The sequence below is a fragment of the Paenibacillus massiliensis subsp. panacisoli DSM 21345 genome (genome assembly GCF_000426545.1).
In the GTDB taxonomy this organism is placed as follows: Bacteria; Bacillota; Bacilli; order Paenibacillales; family Paenibacillaceae; genus Paenibacillus; species Paenibacillus panacisoli.
The window spans coordinates 208,772-226,919 of sequence record NZ_KE384535.1 but is presented as its reverse complement, the minus strand read 5'-3'; the positions used below and the strand labels follow the sequence as shown (position 1 = coordinate 226,919).

General features: G+C 45.0%; 20 protein-coding genes and 1 riboswitch. Of the genes, 8 read left to right on the top strand and 12 right to left on the bottom strand.

The genetic code is table 11. The annotated features are described in order from the left end of the window. The first annotated feature begins 124 nt into the window (after nucleotides 1-124). Together K331_RS0126620 and K331_RS0126615 are read left to right on the top strand one after the other, a co-directional pair. Nucleotides 125-1,012, top strand: coding sequence for an AraC family transcriptional regulator (locus tag K331_RS0126620; RefSeq protein ID WP_028592657.1), 888 nt, complete (start codon nucleotides 125-127; stop codon nucleotides 1,010-1,012). A 133-nt stretch (nucleotides 1,013-1,145) separates the two neighbouring features. Further along, nucleotides 1,146-1,937, top strand: a complete 792-nt coding sequence (locus K331_RS0126615; protein ID WP_028592656.1) for a DUF7402 domain-containing protein — start codon at nucleotides 1,146-1,148, stop codon at nucleotides 1,935-1,937. A gap of 417 nt (nucleotides 1,938-2,354) precedes the next feature. On the opposite strand, the gene K331_RS0126610 is transcribed toward K331_RS0126615, so the two are convergent. The 3 genes from K331_RS0126610 to K331_RS0126600 form a co-directional block, all read right to left on the bottom strand. Further along, nucleotides 2,355-2,960: a pentapeptide repeat-containing protein gene (locus K331_RS0126610; RefSeq protein ID WP_028592655.1), complete on the bottom strand. Its 606-nt coding sequence runs from the start codon at nucleotides 2,958-2,960 to the stop codon at nucleotides 2,355-2,357. A gap of 18 nt (nucleotides 2,961-2,978) precedes the next feature. Continuing rightward, nucleotides 2,979-3,608 (bottom strand): pentapeptide repeat-containing protein, encoded by a 630-nt coding sequence (locus K331_RS0126605; protein WP_028592654.1) that lies wholly within the window; start codon nucleotides 3,606-3,608, stop codon nucleotides 2,979-2,981. A gap of 200 nt (nucleotides 3,609-3,808) precedes the next feature. Continuing rightward, complete coding sequence (locus K331_RS0126600; RefSeq protein WP_028592653.1) at nucleotides 3,809-4,798, bottom strand: aldo/keto reductase; 990 nt, start codon at nucleotides 4,796-4,798, stop codon at nucleotides 3,809-3,811. Nucleotides 4,799-5,014: 216 nt separating this feature from the next. On the opposite strand from K331_RS0126600, the gene K331_RS0126595 reads away from it, so the two are divergent. Both K331_RS0126595 and K331_RS0126590 read left to right on the top strand, forming a co-directional pair. Further along, a complete protein-coding gene (locus tag K331_RS0126595; RefSeq protein WP_028592652.1) occupies nucleotides 5,015-5,929 on the top strand; it encodes an AraC family transcriptional regulator in 915 nt (304 codons plus the stop codon). Between the two features lie 19 nt (nucleotides 5,930-5,948). Further along, nucleotides 5,949-6,479: a DUF4303 domain-containing protein gene (locus K331_RS0126590; RefSeq protein ID WP_028592651.1), complete on the top strand. Its 531-nt coding sequence runs from the start codon at nucleotides 5,949-5,951 to the stop codon at nucleotides 6,477-6,479. A gap of 198 nt (nucleotides 6,480-6,677) precedes the next feature. Here the strand turns inward: K331_RS0126590 and hmpA are convergent, their stop codons facing one another. Then, nucleotides 6,678-7,895 (bottom strand): NO-inducible flavohemoprotein, encoded by a 1,218-nt coding sequence (hmpA, locus tag K331_RS0126585; protein WP_028592650.1) that lies wholly within the window; start codon nucleotides 7,893-7,895, stop codon nucleotides 6,678-6,680. Nucleotides 7,896-8,105: 210 nt separating this feature from the next. Here hmpA and K331_RS0126580 point away from each other — a divergent pair, with 210 nt between their 5' ends. Both K331_RS0126580 and K331_RS30685 read left to right on the top strand, forming a co-directional pair. Next, nucleotides 8,106-8,330 carry a hypothetical protein gene (locus K331_RS0126580; protein ID WP_018882893.1) on the top strand — a complete coding sequence of 75 codons (225 nt, stop codon included), beginning with the start codon at nucleotides 8,106-8,108 and terminating at the stop codon, nucleotides 8,328-8,330. A gap of 229 nt (nucleotides 8,331-8,559) precedes the next feature. Continuing rightward, nucleotides 8,560-8,946: a hypothetical protein gene (locus K331_RS30685; RefSeq protein WP_084165589.1), complete on the top strand. Its 387-nt coding sequence runs from the start codon at nucleotides 8,560-8,562 to the stop codon at nucleotides 8,944-8,946. Between the two features lie 269 nt (nucleotides 8,947-9,215). On the opposite strand, the gene K331_RS0126570 is transcribed toward K331_RS30685, so the two are convergent. The 3 genes from K331_RS0126570 to K331_RS30680 all read right to left on the bottom strand — a co-directional run bounded on the left by K331_RS0126570 (nucleotide 9,216) and on the right by K331_RS30680 (nucleotide 11,092). Beyond that, nucleotides 9,216-9,530: a DMT family transporter gene (locus tag K331_RS0126570; RefSeq protein WP_028592649.1), complete on the bottom strand. Its 315-nt coding sequence runs from the start codon at nucleotides 9,528-9,530 to the stop codon at nucleotides 9,216-9,218. Between the two features lie 2 nt (nucleotides 9,531-9,532). After that, nucleotides 9,533-9,868 carry a DMT family transporter gene (locus K331_RS0126565; protein ID WP_028592648.1) on the bottom strand — a complete coding sequence of 112 codons (336 nt, stop codon included), beginning with the start codon at nucleotides 9,866-9,868 and terminating at the stop codon, nucleotides 9,533-9,535. A 115-nt stretch (nucleotides 9,869-9,983) separates the two neighbouring features. Further along, a riboswitch (guanidine-I (ykkC/yxkD leader) is annotated at nucleotides 9,984-10,084 on the bottom strand. Nucleotides 10,085-10,144: 60 nt separating this feature from the next. After that, entirely contained in the window at nucleotides 10,145-11,092 is a 948-nt protein-coding gene (locus K331_RS30680; RefSeq protein ID WP_051290061.1) for an AraC family transcriptional regulator, read from the bottom strand. A gap of 134 nt (nucleotides 11,093-11,226) precedes the next feature. Between K331_RS30680 and K331_RS0126555 the strand changes: the two genes are divergently transcribed. Next, nucleotides 11,227-11,967 (top strand): SDR family oxidoreductase, encoded by a 741-nt coding sequence (locus tag K331_RS0126555; protein WP_028592647.1) that lies wholly within the window; start codon nucleotides 11,227-11,229, stop codon nucleotides 11,965-11,967. Nucleotides 11,968-12,043: 76 nt separating this feature from the next. Here K331_RS0126555 and K331_RS0126550 read toward each other — a convergent pair whose 3' ends face one another. Next, on the bottom strand, nucleotides 12,044-12,454 hold the full coding sequence (locus K331_RS0126550; protein WP_028592646.1) for an Lrp/AsnC family transcriptional regulator: 411 nt from the start codon (nucleotides 12,452-12,454) through the stop codon (nucleotides 12,044-12,046). A gap of 209 nt (nucleotides 12,455-12,663) precedes the next feature. On the opposite strand from K331_RS0126550, the gene K331_RS0126545 reads away from it, so the two are divergent. Further along, on the top strand, nucleotides 12,664-13,422 hold the full coding sequence (locus K331_RS0126545) for an MBL fold metallo-hydrolase (protein ID WP_028592645.1): 759 nt from the start codon (nucleotides 12,664-12,666) through the stop codon (nucleotides 13,420-13,422). A gap of 1 nt (nucleotide 13,423) precedes the next feature. On the opposite strand, the gene K331_RS0126540 is transcribed toward K331_RS0126545, so the two are convergent. The 4 genes from K331_RS0126540 to K331_RS0126525 all read right to left on the bottom strand — a co-directional run bounded on the left by K331_RS0126540 (nucleotide 13,424) and on the right by K331_RS0126525 (nucleotide 17,500). Then, complete coding sequence (locus K331_RS0126540; RefSeq protein WP_226383706.1) at nucleotides 13,424-14,116, bottom strand: cyclase family protein; 693 nt, start codon at nucleotides 14,114-14,116, stop codon at nucleotides 13,424-13,426. 37 nt (nucleotides 14,117-14,153) lie between these two features. Then, on the bottom strand, nucleotides 14,154-14,789 hold the full coding sequence (locus K331_RS0126535; protein WP_028592643.1) for a copper amine oxidase N-terminal domain-containing protein: 636 nt from the start codon (nucleotides 14,787-14,789) through the stop codon (nucleotides 14,154-14,156). 331 nt (nucleotides 14,790-15,120) lie between these two features. Further along, nucleotides 15,121-16,824, bottom strand: a complete 1,704-nt coding sequence (locus tag K331_RS0126530) for an ATP-binding protein (RefSeq protein ID WP_028592642.1) — start codon at nucleotides 16,822-16,824, stop codon at nucleotides 15,121-15,123. A 181-nt stretch (nucleotides 16,825-17,005) separates the two neighbouring features. Next, the gene (locus tag K331_RS0126525; protein ID WP_028592641.1) at nucleotides 17,006-17,500 is read right to left on the bottom strand and encodes a hypothetical protein; all 495 of its coding nucleotides are present in this window, start codon (nucleotides 17,498-17,500) and stop codon (nucleotides 17,006-17,008) included. Nucleotides 17,501-18,148 lie beyond the last annotated feature (648 nt).

The window sequence follows — 18,148 nt, the reverse complement described above, 5'->3', positions numbered from 1 at the left end:
TATAGCATGCTAGAATCTTGAAAAGTGTGGATTTATACAACAGAAATAACGGTTCATTTCACTTGTGATAACGCTATCATCAGTGCTACACTAAAAGCAAATTCTAGTGGAAGTGGGCTACAGCATGTCTCTTGGCTTTGAATCAGTAGCATTTCACGGTGCACCCATCGTATGGACGGATCGCCATGTGACCCGAACTCCGAACATTAGCTTCTATCATTGGCACCAATGCTGTGAGCTATTGATTATCTATAACGGTGACGGCATCGTCGTCATGAATAATCAGACCTATCAGATTAGAAAGGGTATGCTCTTTGTATTTCAGCCCTTCGAGATTCATAAGGTATATGCCAAAATAACAGAGGATTGCGCATATGAGAGAGCTGTCATTCATCTGAATCATCCTTATATTGAACAATATCTGCATGATTTTCCGCGGCGACGTGAGTTGTTTGACCGCCTGTGCTACGCCAGTGACATCGAACGTGCATTTGATCTGGGGGAGGAACTGGAGCAATTCGCGCAATGTATGACAGATTATGAGCAACTGGCTCATACAGATCGAGGTGCTTCTCAGGAGGAGATTACTGTCTTCATGCTGCGGTTACTGACGGCGATGGAAAAGCTGATCCCCATATCAGAGGCCAAGCCCTCTCTGGGTCGGCGCCCAGAAGAGTATTCGGAGATTATTATGAACTGGATTGAGACGCATTACATGGAATCAGATATATTGAACAAACTCGCACATGAGCTGCACTTGACAAGGTCCTATGTATCTCGCCTGTTCAAAAAGGAGACTGGCAGCAACCTGAGTGAGTATCTAGCAGCCAAGCGAATCAAGGTGGCAGCCCACCTGCTGGAGACGACCTCGCAGCCAGTAGAAGCGATTGCCAATCAGATCGGGTTTCAGAATGTGTCCCACTTCATAGCCTGCTTCAAGCGAACCTATCGTCTGACTCCTCTGAAGTTCAGAATGAAGACCAAGGAAAGCAAACTCCCCCATTTTAACTGAACAATAAAACGTGATTTTTGTGATACAGAGCGGGACTTTTGGAGACAGTGGCATGCTATATTGGAAGCGATTTATTAAAATTCCGGCCTGATCCATAGCAGAATAAATAGGTTGGTAACTTATGAGGTGTACTATGACGAAGCTAACAATTGAAGTACAAAATGCGGAAGGAAATATCCTTGCAGAGCACACGGATTCCGAGAAGACACATCTGGTGTATGCCCAAGCCTATCAGCCCGGCGATTCTATTGTGCTGAGATGCTCCTCGGTCCACTCCTATTTGTATATCCAGCTGGACGATGCCATGAGCGAGACCTTTGTGTATTGCAGTGGACAGGAGTATCGTCTTCTGATTCCTTTCGCCGAGAAGAAAACATCCTATTCACCAAAATCCTTCTCCGGTGAGCTTCATCTGCTTACAGCACGGGTAGCAACAGCGGAAGAAGTCGCAGCCTATAAGAATCTAGCCAGAAACGATTACGATCATCATACCAACAGCACCTTGTTCCCACATGCTTCAGCCAACGTGGAGACTCGCGGCGAGGCCGTGTTCGCTGCTCGCAATGCGATCAATGGCAACACCGTAACGTACTCGCACGGAGAGTGGCCTTTTGAGTCCTGGGGGATTAACCAGCAGGCAGACGCAGAATTCACCCTTGATTTTGGCCGTAGCGTAAAGATTGATAAGATTGTATTATACCTTCGTGCTGATTTCCCTCATGATAATTATTGGGAGAAGGTCACCTTAACCTTCTCCGACGGAAGTGTCCTGACACCGAGTCTGATCAAGTCGGGCAAAGCACAGTCCATTACGTTCGAGCCGAAGACTGTGGAGTGGGTCAAGCTGGGCGAGCTGATCAAATCTGATGACCCTGCCCTCTTCCCTGCGCTCACACAGTTCGAAGCTTATGGGTATGAGGCCTAAGCAGCGTCAGGATGTCGATGTGGTAGATTGTACGTAGTCACTTTGGGAGGACGCTCCGCACACAGAGCATTGTGCCAATCGTGTTTAAACGGAATGATCCTATCATCTATAAAAAACAAAAATAGAGCAGCGATTCTTCATTAGAGAACGCTGCTCTATTGGCTTTTACCGTTTGGACAAAACTACAACTTAGCAAATTAATTAATTTGATAGCAGATTATTACCTTGACTGCATACGATTTCTGGTTTGAAAAATCTGCAGAGAACGTGATTAGCGGAAAGCGGGAAAGCCCTAGAGAAACGAAGTGGCCGCCTTTAAGCTTGCTGTTCATCCATTTGTCAACTTCGTTCAAAAGAACAGCAAGCTTAACAGTAGTCGACAGGGCTCCCCGCTTGCAGCGGCTCAATCCAGTGGCATCAACCGATTTTGGCCCCAAGGGCCGTAGCCAGCAGGGCGGCTTGCTCTCGATCCATTCGCACACCTTTAACAGAGAATGTCGTGAAATCCACCCCACTCATATTAGCTCCTCTGAGATCCGCCCCCTGCAGGTTGGCCTGTGCCAGGACAGTCTTCGTGAGCTCACAGTCTCTCAGATCGGCCTTTTCCAGATTGCTCGCGGATAGATCAGCTTCATCAAAACGTACTCCTCGTAAATCCTGCTTAGTCAGCCGTGCGTACCTTAAGTTCGTATAAGACCAGTCTCCGAGCAGAATCGTAATACCATCTACATTCGCACCCGAGAAATCCGAGCCTGTCATCTTGCAATTATCGAATTTGCTTACGAATAGATTCGCTTCGATGAAGCTGCAATTCTCAAAGGCTGATTCAGTATGTATAGAGCCGTTCAATGACGCACCACGGAAGCTGCATTCGACGAAGCGACAGTTGGTTGTCACGATCTCCTCCAGTGATCCCGAAGCAAAATTACAGCGCTTGAAGGTACAGCTGATTAACTCCCCATCTCTTAGCTGCTGACTGCTGAAATCCACAGCATCATAGACCTGATTCACATGCTGGTACATTCGCGCCCACTCCCTTTTCTATTTAATTGTCATACCAAGCAGGCCCACAAAAGTAGACGCCTGATATGGAGAAATGATACAGCCCTTCAAATCCTCAATCTCAACCATTAACTCATCAAAGCTGCAATCACTAAGGTCAATCTGGTTCAGCTTGGTCCCGCTCAGCACTGCATGGTTCAGATGACATTGCCTGAGTTCAATATCCTTCGTGGTCAGATCAGCCAGATTCGCATGTACGAGTGAGGTCTCATCGAACATCACTCGCTTCAACGTAGAGAAACGAAGATACCCGTAATCGCCCACGCACGACTCAAATCTAACATGCTGCAAGCGGCTGCTGCCGAAATCCGTCCCCATCCATTTACAATTCCGAAAATACGCACGGTGCATGAAGGCATGTGATAGATTTACGTTTGAGAAATCACAGTTTTCAAAAATTACATCTGTAAACTCAAAGTGCTCCAAAGTAGATTCACGAATGGTCACGTCTCTGAACAGCACCTTGTCGAAGGAGGTCTTGATGGCCTCTTGATGCTCAAGGGTGATATGTTCAATGATCTGATTGTGATATTCGGCTTTGGACACCAGCTCTTGCAATCCCGCAGGCTCAAGCTGTTCAATCTGAATTTTAGGAATATCGATATTCACATTTCCACGCCCCCATCCTGTCTAGCTCTATCAATTATAGAACAAGCGTTCCTGACGATCAATCCAAGTCCTTATGATTAATTAGCCTTCACACAAACAACATAGGGCTAGACGACCAAAACTATGTAGACAAAAACAGCGGACCTCAAAGCTATTACAGCTCTGAGGTCCGCAAGTGCTGGACTGTTCATCTATCCGTTTTATTTAGGGGCGATAGCTCCCACCACCGGGTGCGGTACATACGGCTCTTCCAGATAGGTGACTTCTTCCGGTGTCAGTGTTACATCAAGTGCAGCTACGGAATCCTCCAGATGAGAATCTTTTGTAGCACCGACGATTGGGGCTGAGACAGGTTGTTTTTGCAGCAGCCAGGCCAGAGCAATATGTGAACGCGGTACACCGTGCTTCTCCGCAATCTCCGCTACACGCTCCACAATGACGCGATCCGTATCAGCAGTCGCGTCGTATTTGGATTTCTGAATCTGGTCAGTCTCGGACCGATGCGTTGTAACTTCCCAGTCGCGGGTCAATCTGCCAGACGCCAGTGGACTGTAAGGGATCACACCAATCTTCTCCTCTCTACAGAGTGGAAGCATCTCTCTCTCCTCTTCTCTGTACAACAGGTTGAGGTGATTCTGCATGGAGACGAATCTTGTCCAGCCATGACGCTCAGCAACGTACAGGGCCTTCTGGAATTGCCATGCATACATAGCAGATGCTCCGATGTAGCGGACTTTTCCAGCTTTGACGAGATCATGTAACGCCTCCATCGTCTCTTCAATAGGAGTGGTGTAATCCCAACGATGAACTTGATACAAATCCACGTAATCCGTCCCCAGACGCTTCAAGCTTTTGTCGATCTCACTCATGATTGCTTTGCGGGAGAGACCTCCGCCGTTAGGTCCTTCATGCATCCGTCCATGCACCTTCGTAGCGATGACGAGCTCATCCCGTTGGCCATAATCCTTGAGGGCACGGCCCAGCACCTCTTCACTAGCTCCTAGGGAGTAGACATTCGCAGTATCGAAAAAGTTAATGCCCATGTCCAATGCTTTTTTAATGACAGGACGACTATGCTCCTCATCCAGCACCCATGGGTGAATCCAGCGTGAAGGGTCGCCAAAGCCCATACATCCCAAGCAAATCCGAGAGACATCCAGACCTGTATTACCAAGCTTTACGTATTCCATTACATGCACACTCCCTTGTATCATTGTAGTCAAAAATATAATTACTGCTCTTCAACATCTAACAATTGCTCACTGCTATGATCTTATTATGCCGAATTTTATGAGAAGACTGTTATCTTGATTGTATTAATTCCTTGCCTAATCCTCTCACAACTATTCATATAGCGTCCCCGATTCGATTATAATAGAGCTGATTAACGATCACAGGAGGTCATCATGACGAATGAAATGCATCAGCAGCAAGCTGAGCTCGCCGAGCTGATGGAGCGCTATTGTCATAGGGAAGGTAGTCAGGAGACAGCCGTTCCCTCCTTGTACTTCGTCCGTTATTCCTCCATGACGGAGCCGGATTACGGTGTGTATAAGCCATGCTTCTGTGTCATTGCCAATGGCTCGAAGCAGGTCTTGCTGGCACAGGAGCGATTTGTGTATAATCCTGCGGATTATCTGATTGCATCGCTGAATCTGCCTGTCGTGGGACAAGTTATCAACGCCTCGCCCGATGCTCCCTACTTAAGCTTCAAGCTGGAATTTACGCATCATCAGATTATGGACACGTTGACGGAAGCGGATATTCAGCTAAGCTCCAAGGAAGAATCGAAGCGGGCTTTATTTGTAGGAAAGATTGAAGCTGAATTGCTGGATGCCACGCTGAGACTCGCCCGGTTGCTGAATAGCCCCAAGGATATCCCGTTCCTGGCCCCCATGATCACGAGAGAAATTCTGTATCGGCTGCTACAGGGACCGCATGGTGCCCGTCTTGCCCAGATTGCTCTGGAAGGAAGCAGTACCTATCGCATCAGAAATGCAATCGAGCAAATTACCCAGCACTATGATGAGCCACTGCGGGTAGACGAGCTTGCGCAAATTGCCAACATGAGTGTATCTACGTTCCATCGTAATTTCAAAGAAGTAACCGCCATGAGTCCCCTTCAATTTATCAAGGAGCTGCGACTTCAGGAGGCGCGCCGTCTGCTCATGTCCGAATCGGCAGGTGCAGCGGATGTCGCATTTCGAGTAGGCTACGAAAGCCCCTCACAATTCAGCCGTGAGTACGCCCGCATGTTCGGAGCACCACCTATTTCGGATATGAAGCGATTGAAGGAGCAATATGAGCCAACTCAGCTATAAGAAAGGTGTTGCGAAGCGTATGAGTGATTTTTTAACCGAATTTGAGGATAGATTTAGAGCAGGATTCTTGGATGATCTCAAAAATACGCTGGAGGAAGTGAAGGGTGAGAAGGTCTACGCCTGTGCATTCGGGACAGACAGTGATTTTGTCACCTTGTTCCTGGCTGTGAATACGGAGGAATCGCTTGCCAGACACCTAGCGAACATGAGGGCTCAAGACCTTTGCGATTGCGAGGAGGATGAGAACTATTACAGATGGGGAATCAGTGAATACCAATATGGTGAAGCAACACATTTCAATCATATCAGCAGATTCTTGTATGCCACCGAGAATGTATCGGACTACAGAGATGAAATGGTCAAAATCATAGCTAAGGTAGTTCGAGAGACGGATGATGCACTTCTAACACAATATGGACAATCCAAAGAAGATATTATCTTTTTCATGTCGATGACGGATGATGACCAGGCTGAGGAATTGGAAAATCAATCTGCAGCTCAGATGACCAATCCCCGATTGGTGAGTTCTTTCTTGCAGCGCTATTCATAAGGAATATGGAAAATGATAGAGGTGCCGTATTCGTTGTTAAAAAACGAGGTCCCACCAACCAATAAGCGGCTCGTGGGACCCTCTGTCAAGCTTATTGGAATATCGTAATAAGAAGATGCATGATGGCAAGTGTAATAAGCAACTATATCTGACAGCTGAAAAATCTTAAATACGGGTGTTCGCACCCTCAGATGATGGTTAGTGCAGATCCGCAGCAGGACCGAAGAATTCAAAGTGAATATCCTGCTCAGGCACCCCACATGCCCGCAATGCCTGATACACCGTCTTCATGAACGGGACTGGGCCGCAGAAATAGAAAGCCGCCTCTCGATCCGGTATAACACCTCGCAGCCAATCCAGATCGATATAGCCTTCTTTGTAATATCGACTAGCCGAGCGATCCTCCTCCGATGGAGCAGAATATACCCAGTGTGCCTGATAATTTGCATGGGCAAGTGTCAGCTCCTCAACAGCCTCGCGCATGGCATGATATTGACTATTCTTGGCTGCATGGATGAAGGTTACTGCTCGCGATGGAGATCTTTCAGACAACGTATTTAGCATACTCATCATCGGAGTCAGCCCCACTCCTCCACTAATCAAGACTACAGGTCGACTGTCCTGCTCATCCAATACGAACTCCCCAGCTGGCGCTGATAGCTCCAGTACATCACCTTCAGCTACCTGCTCATGCAGATACGTCGATATTTTTCCGGCCGGGCGCTCAGCGTATCCATCCTCCCTCTTCACCGATATTCTGTAATAAGGTCTTCCGGGTGCATCGGACAGGCTGTATTGGCGAATATGGGTATACGTATCATCTGGGATGTTCATCTTGACGCTGATATATTGCCCTGGCTGAAAGCTTGGTAATGCACCGCCATCCGCAGGTATCAGATAGAAGGATGTAATCACTTCACTTTCCCGGACTTTGCGCTCCACACGGAAGGGCCGGAATCCGGACCAGCCTCCCTTCTGCGCTTCAGCTTCTTGATATAGTTCAGCCTCCACACTAATGAAGACATTGGCAATTACACCATAAGCCTCTGCCCAAGCCTGCAGGATTTCCTCTGTTGCCTGTACGCCGAGTACTTCAGCAATAGCCGCGAGCAAATGCTCGCCTACAATAGGATAATGCTCGGGCAAAATGCCCAGACTCCGATGCTTGTGGGCAATTTGTCGTACAACAGGCAGGATGGCCTCCAATTGATCGATATGCTTGGCCGCAGCATAGACTGCATTAGCCAAAGCTGCTTGCTGACGCCCCTGCTTTTGGTTGGCGTGATTGAAAATATTCAGCAGCTCGGGATGAGCCGCGAACATGCGCTTGTAGAAGGTAGAAGTAATCTGTGTACCGTAGACCTCCATGACAGGAACAGTAGATTTAATCGTAGCAATCGTTTGCTGAGTTAGCATCCTTTCGCATCCTTTCGCTCTTAGTTGTAACCAAGTATAGAAAAGCCTAGACGCCTGTTTTGTGATCGAGATCACTCTAAAATAGTCTATAATGTGACATTTGTCACACTGATAGATTGTAGTGCCTCAGCACCCATTCTTATTCTTCGCTCTTGGAAGCAAGTGATAGAGATGCTATGATAGGATTCGGAAAGGAGTGTGTTATACACGATGGAGACATTAAGATATACATTTACTTACGAGGTCATCTCGACTGGAGAGGCTTCTGAATTCAGCCAAATGGCGACCAGCAAGGAAGAGGCTGCTGAGCTCATCCTTCCGCGCATTGCCGATCTGGAATTCACAGACGAAAGCGATATTCGACTGGGGAATCTTACTGCGATCAGCAAGCAAGTGGGAGATAATTATGTAGCCTGTGAAGGCTGCGCCTCCTAAGGCAAGACTAGCGCGAATCATGAATTGATTTTTATGCGCTTATGCTTGAACTTTGTGTATATAAGCTCCATTATGCCCGTCTCTCTTCACATGAGAGGCGCTGGCGTAGCGGAGCTTTTTGCTTATTCCCGTGGTACATGAGAATTTACGTTGAACATGCATAATTCATTTCCTGATAAAGCCATACTAGGTCCGGTAACCCAATACACATATACAACGGAGGTAAGTCATGAATTCGAACATGTCATCCCAACAAATTTCACAGCTCGTACAGCAGTTGACACAACAGACACAACAAGCTTCTATGCAATATGAGCAATTGCTGCGTCAGGAGCAAAGCAATGCTGCCCAGTTGGAGCAGCTCGCACAACGTGAGCAGCAGGCTGCCCAGACGATTCAACATGCGCTTCAAGGACATCAGGTTGCGATTCAACAATTGCAACAAATCTCCTCGCTCGCTCAGCAGCTGTCCAACTCGGTATCCCAAGCTCAAGCTTATTCCAATCAGCAGCATCAATATGCAGCCATTCAAAATAACCAAGGCATGAACAGTGGCCTGCACAGCTATTCCAACAATAACAGTGGAATGGGCTCCTCCTATATGGGACGCCATTAATAGACTGTATTTGCACTAGTGATACCGAGGTATCACTAAGCTGAAATGGGAGAGGAAAGCGATCTGCTTTCTCCTCCTTTTTCCTCTGTTGTCATCTGCTTGCTGTCATCAGCTGCGTATGTTCATAAGCAGCACAACAAGCTTAGCCGTCGTCGACAGGGCTACCCATTTACAGTGGCTCTATTCTCACATTGATCTGGGTAAGCTACTTCAGTTACTGGTCAAGGGGACAAGTAAATTTATTTTACAAGCACCTGCACCTATTCAAGCTAGCTCACCCACTTTAGCCCCACAGCCGAACCAAGTACCATCACTATACATAGAATTCTTAGGATGTTTCGCGGCTCGCCATAGAAGATCATGCCCAAAACCGCACCGCCAGCGGCTCCAATTCCCGTCCATACCGCATAGGCGATCCCCATAGGCAGCGTGTCCATAGCCAGAGTCAGGAACAAGAAGCTCAGTCCGAAGCCTGCCACTAACAAAATTAACGAAAGAGCATTACGGTCCCGATGAAGCTTATTTATCATCAGTACACCCAACATTTCGAATATACCTGCGAGAATGAGAAAGAACCAGTTCATGGTTATTGCACCTCCTTCTGTGTTGATTTACTCAACAGCTTGAGCCCAATGACACCTAATAAGAGGACGCCGATCATCACTAGCTTGCCAGCCTGTACCGGATATCCAAATAGGATAATCTCGGCCAGGACTGTCCCGGCTGTACCGAGACCTACGAATACAGCGTACACAGTCCCTACCGGAAGGGAGCGCGCGGCTGCAATCATGAGCGAGATGCTGATGATGATTGCAATCAGGGTAAGGCCCCATTCCAGTGCACCAGTAGCATGCTTTAGTCCAATGACCCAGCCCACCTCAAATAATGCAGCAATAATGACAGACAACCAGGTTTTGTTCATATTCATTTGCCTCCTTAATATGGATATATTGAACAATTTCTTAGAGGGCTATGAAGCAAGAAGCTACCGTACACAACAAAAAAAGCCCAAGAGAAAACTGCTGCTTAAGCAGTTTATCTCCCAGGCTTTTATCCCTCCGTGGCACAGCGCAATAGCTGTGAGTTTTCTCTCGGACCAGTCCGACGACGTCGCCGCGGAACCCTAGAAAACATTCATCATTCAATTGTCCTTTGAATTATACACATTTAAATCTATTATGCAACCCCCCCGATATCATCATGGGCTGGAGCAGTTCATCCTTCCCTCATTGCTCACTGTATCTCTGAGACGTTTGGCATCTCTGATCGGGGGCAAACCGAACATACGTGCATACTCTCGGCTGAATTGGGAGGGACTTTCATAACCTACTTTGTAACTTACATCGGCTGCCTCCAACGATTCGGCAATCAGCAAGCGTCGGGCCTCCTGCAATCGAATTTGCTTCTGATATTGCAGTGGGCTCATCGCAGTGACCCGTTTAAACTGATGGTGCAGAGCCGACGGACTGAGACTGATCGCTCTGGCCAGCTCATCAATTCGTAGTGGCTTGGCATAGTCCTCATTAATAATCGCTATCGCTTTGGTGATAGCGATTGCATTATCGCTACCCACTGCGATCTGGCTGACTAATCGGTCCGGGTCGTCAAGAATAGCTCGGTATAGAATCTCTTTAATAATAAGTGGCGCGAGGAACGGAATGTCCTGTGGGGTATCCAGCAGCGACACAAGTCTCATCATTGCATCCAGCAGCCCGTCACTGACCCTGCAGACAGAAATTCCACGATTCAGTTGGGGACCTAAATCAAGTGGAGGCATATTTTGCACAATGTCTATAATTTGATCTGCGGAAAATCGTAATTTAACACATACATATGGTGTTTCCGACGATGCTTCAATGATCTGCCCTGTAATGGGCAAACTCACAGATGCTGCAAGGTAGGAATCGGTATTGTAAATGTAACTTGCTTCCCCGAACGTGACAGCTTTGGCTCCCTGAGCGATGACAAAAAGGGAAGGCTCATAAAGTGTAGGTAGTGGCTCGGAGACAGACGAGGCGCGCATGAAGCTTAGTGCTGGTATTGCAGTTGCCTGCAAACCATCTTGACTTGCTGCCCGCAACACCATTTCGGAAAATTGCCGCCGCACTGAAGGAGCAGGCGACTGTTGTTTACGTTTGTGTACCATATTTGTCCCCTCCCTGTAACACATCATAATTCTTCGTGCAGGATTGAGCAAGAATAGAGGACGAATAGGTTACCTGTACGTCGCCCCAAGTATCTATAATTGATTGTAATTACAGGAAGAAAGGTTGGTTCCAGATGAAGAGTCTAGAAGGAAAAGTAGCGATTGTAACAGGTGCATCCAGAGGCATTGGTAGTGCCATTGCCAAACAACTAGCAGGTCTCGATGCCAAAGTAGTCGTCAATTACGCCCGTAGTGCAGAGCATGCCACGCAGGTGGTCAAGGAAATTATAGATGCGAACGGAGTTGCGGCTGCTGTTCAGGCTGATGTAAGCAAACTCAAGGATGTAGAACGATTATTTACCGATACCATTGCTCTATTTGGCAAGATTGATATTCTAATCAATAACGCTGGAGTGATTCTATATAAGCTTTTGACTGACGTTACAGAAGAGGAATTTGATCGCCTGTTCGCCATCAACGTAAAGGGTACTTATTTCGCCTGTCAGCAGGCGATGACACATATGGAAGAAGGCGGCCGAATTATCAACTTCTCCACGTCAGTTGTTGGGGCTATGCTACCAACTTACAGCGCTTATGCTGCCACTAAAGGCGCGGTGGAGCAAATTACTCGGCAGTTAGCCAAGGAATTCGGTCAGAAGAATATCACCATCAATGCGGTCGCGCCGGGTCCTGTTAATACAGAGTTGTTCAATGCGGACAAAACAGAGCAGCAGATTGTGTCGATCGCTAATATGAACTCCTTTGGTCGGATCGGAGAGCCGGAGGATATCGCAAATGTCATTTCTTTTCTGGCAGGTGACCAATCCGCCTGGGTAACTGGACAAACACTCCGAGTGAATGGCGGATACGTGTAAAAAGTAATACTATACACAGTGGTAAGCATGAACGTAGAAAACGATAATTGTCTGCCACTGTGTGTAGTTCTAATTCCTAGCTTTTAATAATAATGGACAGTCGGTAATTTGCATGCTGGTTCAGCTCCGTCAAAAATTGATCCAGCACCTCGTTGGAAGGAAACCGACACTCCAGCAAATAACAGCCTTCCCCACTAATTTTGTAGTTCCGAATCACATACTGCGGGTACATCTCCAGAAAGTCTAAATAAGGCTGATGGTTGGGACTTTTCGTAAAAATCGTAATCATAGCATGGATATGGCATCCCAGCTTCCCCTGATTTACCTTGATCGTATATCCCTCAATGACACCCTGGTCCTCCAGCTTCGCTACTCTTGCCGCTGCGGCTTGGCCTGTAAGGTGGACCTTCTCCCCTAATTCCTTCATCGTGATGCGGCTATTCCCGGATAGCTCCTCCAAAATCCGCATGTCTGTCTGATCCAGCATTCCACTTCATCCTTCCTAATCTGCCAAGCTCTTAGTCTTCAGCTAGCGATCATACTACGATGCAGCATTCAACTGCGACCACATGACGCCGAGATCACAGCATGATTTTCAATAATCAAGTAAAAGCCTGCAATGACTTGATTTTATCCATGTAACTACGCACTGTCCATCCTATACACTGGAGCTATCAAACAAAAGGAGATCTCCATATGAAAATAACACTCGTAAGAAATGCTACTCTTATCATAGAATTTGCAGGCACTCGCTTTCTAGTCGATCCATTTCTGGCTGAGCAAGGCGCGTACCCGCCCTTCCCCAACTCTCTTCGTCAGGATCAGAACAATCCGCTGGTCGGCCTACCTTGGCCTATAGAGCAGATTATAGATGTTGACGCGGTGATCCTCACCCACCTGCATCTTGATCATTACGACGAAGCCGCCATACAGGCGCTGCCGAAGGACATTAAGCTATTCGTGCAAAATGAAGCCGACGCTGCCGAGGTTGGCAAGGCAGGCTTTCACAACCTTGAGGTGCTAAGCAAGGATACGTTCCTGGGTGATATTCGCATATCCAAAACCCATGGCGAGCATGGTAGAGGTGACATCCTGAAATTTACTGGTAGCGTGTGCGGATTTGTCATGCAGCATCCTACCGAGAAGACACTCTATGCAGCCGGAGACACGGTCTGGAATCCGTATGTACAGGAAGCAATTGATACTTATGCCCCTGAAATTATTGTCGTCAATGGCGGGGATAACCAATTTTTGCAGGGCGGCTCTCTGGTGATGGGTAAGGAGGATATTCACGAGGTGCATGAAGCAGCGCCCGATGCCACGATCATCTCTGTCCATATGGAGGCAGTTAACCACTGGACTCTGTCCAGAGAAGAACTCAGAGCATTTGCGGCAGATCATGGCATCGAGGCGAAGCTGCTAGTACCTGATGATGGCGAAGCTTACAGCTTTTGAACTACTCTTCAATCTCAACGATGATATTAACTACAGATGCATCGTGGTTTTTGATGCGAAGTGGTGCGGTAAAGGCAGAAATGAGCTTTTTCCCGATTAAAGGAGCTGGATTAATATCCTCATAGATTAGCATGGTCCGCTCTGCATACTTTTCATGATCCAAGAATGCATGGTGCACAAAATACCCGTTGCTTTTGGCCTCAGTCAGATTCTCGATGCTCAAGGTGTCAATGGCTACGGCCTTGCATTGTGGTAGCTCCTTACGGATGAATTCGGCAGCCTCGGGAGATACAGCTGGAAAATCATTAGCGTATTTCTCGAAATCCGTGTCCCGGTATTTCCAATGACCCGTATTGAATAACAATATATCGGCTTCGTACAAGTCTTCATATTCCTTCAGTTTGTCGATGGTGATGAAGCCATTCGGGCCGAGCGGACAATCAATGAATAGTGGTTTTTTGTAGATAAAGTCTTCAATAGGAACAGCATCTATTCCCTTTCCGTTATTCAAATGATGCCACGGAGCATCCACATGGGTACCGGCGTGGAGGTAGATGCTTAGTACACTTCCGTTCCAGTCATCTCCTTTGTCCAACCTCTCTCTTGGTTCTATTTTCACCTCTGGCAATCCTGGGTACACAGGCATTCCTTCATAGATGGGGTAAGCAATTTCAACGTATTTTGACATGCTCATGCTCATGCTCCTGTATTTAGTTTGTCGGTATGTAGTATTACTCTCCAAAGCTCGTTCCTGGAAACAGAGTATAACGATCCAAATATTGCGTCGATTTCGGTACAATCATCACCGATTGAATTTTATCCGTTCCCGCAAACGTGAATTTCCATTGCTCTACCTTGACGTTGTAATCGTCCTCTGCGGTAACTCGTTGTACGATTCGTACAGTTAGGGTATTGTCAGTGCGGTTCACGGGTTGCATGTCGACAATACTGCCCATATTGTAGGTACCGGCCGGAAAGCTCTCATTGTAAATATCAGTTTTGAATCCAGTTGCCGCTAATGCGAGTACATCTTCTTGCCTGCGATCATCATAGGCCATAATCCAATTGAATGCCATGTTGCGCTGGTTGACATAGGTTACACTGCCCGATTCCGCTTTGAATTGCACATCAGAGTTGACGTATACCGCCTTGCTCTTATTGTCCCACAGAATATCTGCCCCTAAGCCCTCTGATATGGAGCGAAGTGGTACATAGACTGATCCATTAATGATTTTCGGTGCTGCGCTGCTCTGAATACGGTTGCCATGGACAAAAACCTGCGGAGCTACCGTTGCGGCATAAGCCCCCGCGCTAAATATGGATGTGAGCAGGACTCCTCCGATTCCTATTTTGACCATACGCTTCATGTATTCCATCTCCTCCGGAGTATTGTGATAAGTTAGACGTTTGTTTAAGTATTAAGTTTCCACTTATATCAATAAAAAAGAGCAAAAGGCATTATGTGGCTTTCTCATCATACTTAGAAGCAGAAAAGCGACCCAAATTGGTCGCTTTTTTCTAATCATGAATATAGAGGCGAGAGGTGGCTTAGCTAATCCACAATCCGCTGAAATGTGATTATTTGGATATTTGGGAAGTTGGCGTAAGGTATATTTACTCTTCCGATTCGGACAGAAATATAATTTTATATTCTCTATGGCTACCTCACGCTCTACATTATCATAATAACCAATTCGATTAATGTTTCATCCTCTTAAACCAAATCCCCAATCGTTCCTGTAAATATTCTTCTAGAACGATAATCTCAATTCTATGTGGATTCCTTTCATCTTCTAAAAAATACTGAGTAAAATTATCATTAGAGGTTTTAGGAACGCATCTCAGTTTCCTAGTATGACCAAATGTATCAGTCACCGTCTCATCATTTTTAATGGCTAATTTCCAGCAAACGATGCCATACAATCTCTTAAAAGAATGATTAAAGTTTTCTTTCAATATGTGCTTGAATTCAACAAATCTAAGGAAAGAACGTTGCAGATCCACACTAGTATTCTTCAAACGTGCCAACACATCAATCCCCGCATGGGTATCGTAATCTATAATCTCAAAAGGAAATAAATCCTTTTCAAGAATATCAATGGCATGGTAAATTGCAAAAACACCATGTTCCTGCCTTGGTTCTCGTAAAATTATAGCTTTGTGCTCAGCAACTTTGGCAGTCTTAATATATTTTTCTCTTTTTTCAAAATCTTTCTCTTCCTTACGTTCACTTTGAAATGCCTGCGATTGTTGCTCTAACATTTCTAGATTAAGCCAATCATCACTGTCTGTGATCTGTGAGTACATATCTTGAATTGATAATTTAATTTCTTCTAATATATCTCCAGGAGTATTATCAATCGAGCCACGGTTCGCAGTCATTCTCAAATCTTGGCAATTAAAGAAAGCATGTAATTTTGTATATTCAGATCCTCTGCTTCCAATCCAGTCGTTTTTTCTTTGTACTGGAATATAATCTTTTGCAAGCCAAATACCATACCTCTCTTGAACGGTATAAGCACCATCTGGAGCGCTATATCCACTTCGCCTTATCATGTTATTGACGCTACGCTTCGCCTTATTTCCCTCTATATAAAAGATTGCTTCATATTTTATGTCAGGAAATTTTCTTAACCCTCCCGTAAAAACCCACTTTTTAACATAATGATCCGGAGCATCAACAGTGTAATCTTTCAATAATTTTTCTAAGCTTTTAGATTCCTCCGGAAACTTATGACCGAATGTTAGTAGTTCTTGCTCATTCTTATCAACGCCCTGGAGGTGTAATTTCACATCACCATAAATGTTATTACCAGATATTTCATTTTCAAATGAACCGTATTTCGTAAACCAATATATGTAATCTTTAATACGATCATGATTAAATACATCGCGCTCGTTATTGTTATACCCGATTATTTCAATATATGTACCCTTATATTGAACTTCTTCTTCGTATACTTCCACGGTCGGAACCTGGCCCTCATAAAGAAGCCCCAGCGGATTGTGCATCTTTGCTGAAAGTTTCGTTCCCTGTTTACCTGTAATAACCCCGATACTTTCAGAGTTAAAATATATTTTAGTTCCATGTCCTTTTTCTCCAATTAGAGTAGAATCTTCATTCTTTCGATCTTTTCTTAATGAGTTACCAAGATCAAAGAACGATTTAAGTCCTTCAAAATCCATACCCTCTCCGTCATCCCTAATTATGATTCTTAGTTTTTTCCTACCATACTCAGAAATAACATCAAACAATATGTATATCTCTGTAGACTTTGCATCAAAGGCATTGCTTATTGCTTCTCTTATAATATCTAAGGGATTTGAAAAATCTGCTGCAATTTCAAGAAACTCTCTACTCGGATTAACTTCAGGTGTGATTATTGTTCTCATGTCGTTCATCACCATTCTTCCATGTTTGAATTTTCGTTAAAGGATAAGCACCTTAACCATTCGCCGACGCATGATGCTACTAATGTTTGGTGAGGTTGCTTGAGTCCTGAGATGGGTCTAGTGCTGCTAAAATAATTTATCAAAAGGAAAGTCCTTAGAAAAATAATCTTGATTAATTACCAAATGATCATCAAGCATACCAAACGATTGATAATTTTTTCTTTATTCTGTGCGGGTTAGGATCAACAATCGTAACTCGCCGTACAGTTTTCCTTTTCATGAAAGCATTTTTAAACAAATGGTTGCTTTGAATATCCGTCACTGGAAAAGAGTATCCAATAATAATCTCACTTGGTTCAGTCAAACAAAGTTCTGCCTCTCCATAGCTCCTTAAAAAGTAGCCATAAATGTCGTAGGTTTTGTGTTTAACAGGTGGGATAATTAAAGGCATTGAAGTAAGTCCAGACTTCCCCGCAGTGCCTTTAGGCATATGAGAAAATCTTGGAGTTAATCTAACGAGCACTTGATCTTCTGGAGCTGGTTTTCCTGAGTCGGGTATATTCGATGGGTAGTTCCCATAGGAGTGCGGCTCATAATTACTCATATATCTACCATTATATGTATCGTAAGGATCAATTGTAAATTCAAAAATATAAATAGTTTCTGGGCCAGCTGACTGAGTCATTATTATCTTCTCATTTTCAATTGTATTTGCACTAATTAGCCAGTTGTTAGAACCGTGTAGCTTAATAAGCTTAGGATAATCAGTTTTTTTGTGTTATTGAAGCAGGTTCCCATGCATTTCTATAGATCATTTTAGGCGTTACGAAATACCCAGCATCAGAAGTCCATTCTGTAGTTTCAGCTAAGGCTCGCTATCCATAAGCGTATCCCAATTGAAAGTAACAATAACATCATCTTTTTTCAAAAGCTTAGCAAATTTATGTGTGGCTCAGACACCGGTCCATTTTGTATTTCATTAATAACAGAAGTAAATAGAAAAAAACAATTGATTATAAGACTTAAAGGATTCCATAAGACTGACAAAGTCCTGTGAATCATTAAAAGCATGAAGTAACTATTCCTCAATCTCAGAATGTAAAAGGTTTCATCTTGTGATGTTGGTTCAAGTAATTAATAATCTCTCCTATTAAAACCATGGATTTCGACTTATTTCTAACTTGTTGTAAGTTTTAAAAAATCGTTTGCAAAGGGCATTCTAATCTTTGTTTGGGAACCATCATAAGCTTTTGATTCGCCAACTCCCAGAATGATAGCTTTCATCCTTTCAACACTCCTTTGGTTCGGTTTCATCTCTGAAATACGAATATGA

Excerpts from the sequence above, each read along its gene's own strand:
- K331_RS0126620 (WP_028592657.1), top strand. The coding sequence starts at position 125 with ATGTCTCTTGGCTTTGAATCAGTAGCATTTCACGGTGCACCCATCGTA.
- K331_RS0126615 (WP_028592656.1), top strand. The coding sequence starts at position 1,146 with ATGACGAAGCTAACAATTGAAGTACAAAATGCGGAAGGAAATATCCTT.
- K331_RS0126610 (WP_028592655.1), bottom strand. The coding sequence starts at position 2,960 with ATGTACCAGCATGTGAATCAGGTCTATGATGCTGTGGATTTCAGCAGT.
- K331_RS0126600 (WP_028592653.1), bottom strand. The coding sequence starts at position 4,798 with ATGGAATACGTAAAGCTTGGTAATACAGGTCTGGATGTCTCTCGGATT.
- K331_RS0126595 (WP_028592652.1), top strand. The coding sequence starts at position 5,015 with ATGACGAATGAAATGCATCAGCAGCAAGCTGAGCTCGCCGAGCTGATG.
- K331_RS0126590 (WP_028592651.1), top strand. The coding sequence starts at position 5,949 with ATGAGTGATTTTTTAACCGAATTTGAGGATAGATTTAGAGCAGGATTC.
- hmpA (WP_028592650.1), bottom strand. The coding sequence starts at position 7,895 with ATGCTAACTCAGCAAACGATTGCTACGATTAAATCTACTGTTCCTGTC.
- K331_RS0126580 (WP_018882893.1), top strand. The coding sequence starts at position 8,106 with ATGGAGACATTAAGATATACATTTACTTACGAGGTCATCTCGACTGGA.
- K331_RS30685 (WP_084165589.1), top strand. The coding sequence starts at position 8,560 with ATGAATTCGAACATGTCATCCCAACAAATTTCACAGCTCGTACAGCAG.
- K331_RS0126570 (WP_028592649.1), bottom strand. The coding sequence starts at position 9,530 with ATGAACTGGTTCTTTCTCATTCTCGCAGGTATATTCGAAATGTTGGGT.
- K331_RS0126565 (WP_028592648.1), bottom strand. The coding sequence starts at position 9,868 with ATGAACAAAACCTGGTTGTCTGTCATTATTGCTGCATTATTTGAGGTG.
- K331_RS30680 (WP_051290061.1), bottom strand. The coding sequence starts at position 11,092 with ATGGTACACAAACGTAAACAACAGTCGCCTGCTCCTTCAGTGCGGCGG.
- K331_RS0126555 (WP_028592647.1), top strand. The coding sequence starts at position 11,227 with ATGAAGAGTCTAGAAGGAAAAGTAGCGATTGTAACAGGTGCATCCAGA.
- K331_RS0126550 (WP_028592646.1), bottom strand. The coding sequence starts at position 12,454 with ATGCTGGATCAGACAGACATGCGGATTTTGGAGGAGCTATCCGGGAAT.
- K331_RS0126545 (WP_028592645.1), top strand. The coding sequence starts at position 12,664 with ATGAAAATAACACTCGTAAGAAATGCTACTCTTATCATAGAATTTGCA.
- K331_RS0126540 (WP_226383706.1), bottom strand. The coding sequence starts at position 14,116 with ATGAGCATGTCAAAATACGTTGAAATTGCTTACCCCATCTATGAAGGA.
- K331_RS0126535 (WP_028592643.1), bottom strand. The coding sequence starts at position 14,789 with ATGAAGCGTATGGTCAAAATAGGAATCGGAGGAGTCCTGCTCACATCC.
- K331_RS0126530 (WP_028592642.1), bottom strand. The coding sequence starts at position 16,824 with ATGAACGACATGAGAACAATAATCACACCTGAAGTTAATCCGAGTAGA.
- K331_RS0126525 (WP_028592641.1), bottom strand. The coding sequence starts at position 17,500 with ATGACTCAGTCAGCTGGCCCAGAAACTATTTATATTTTTGAATTTACA.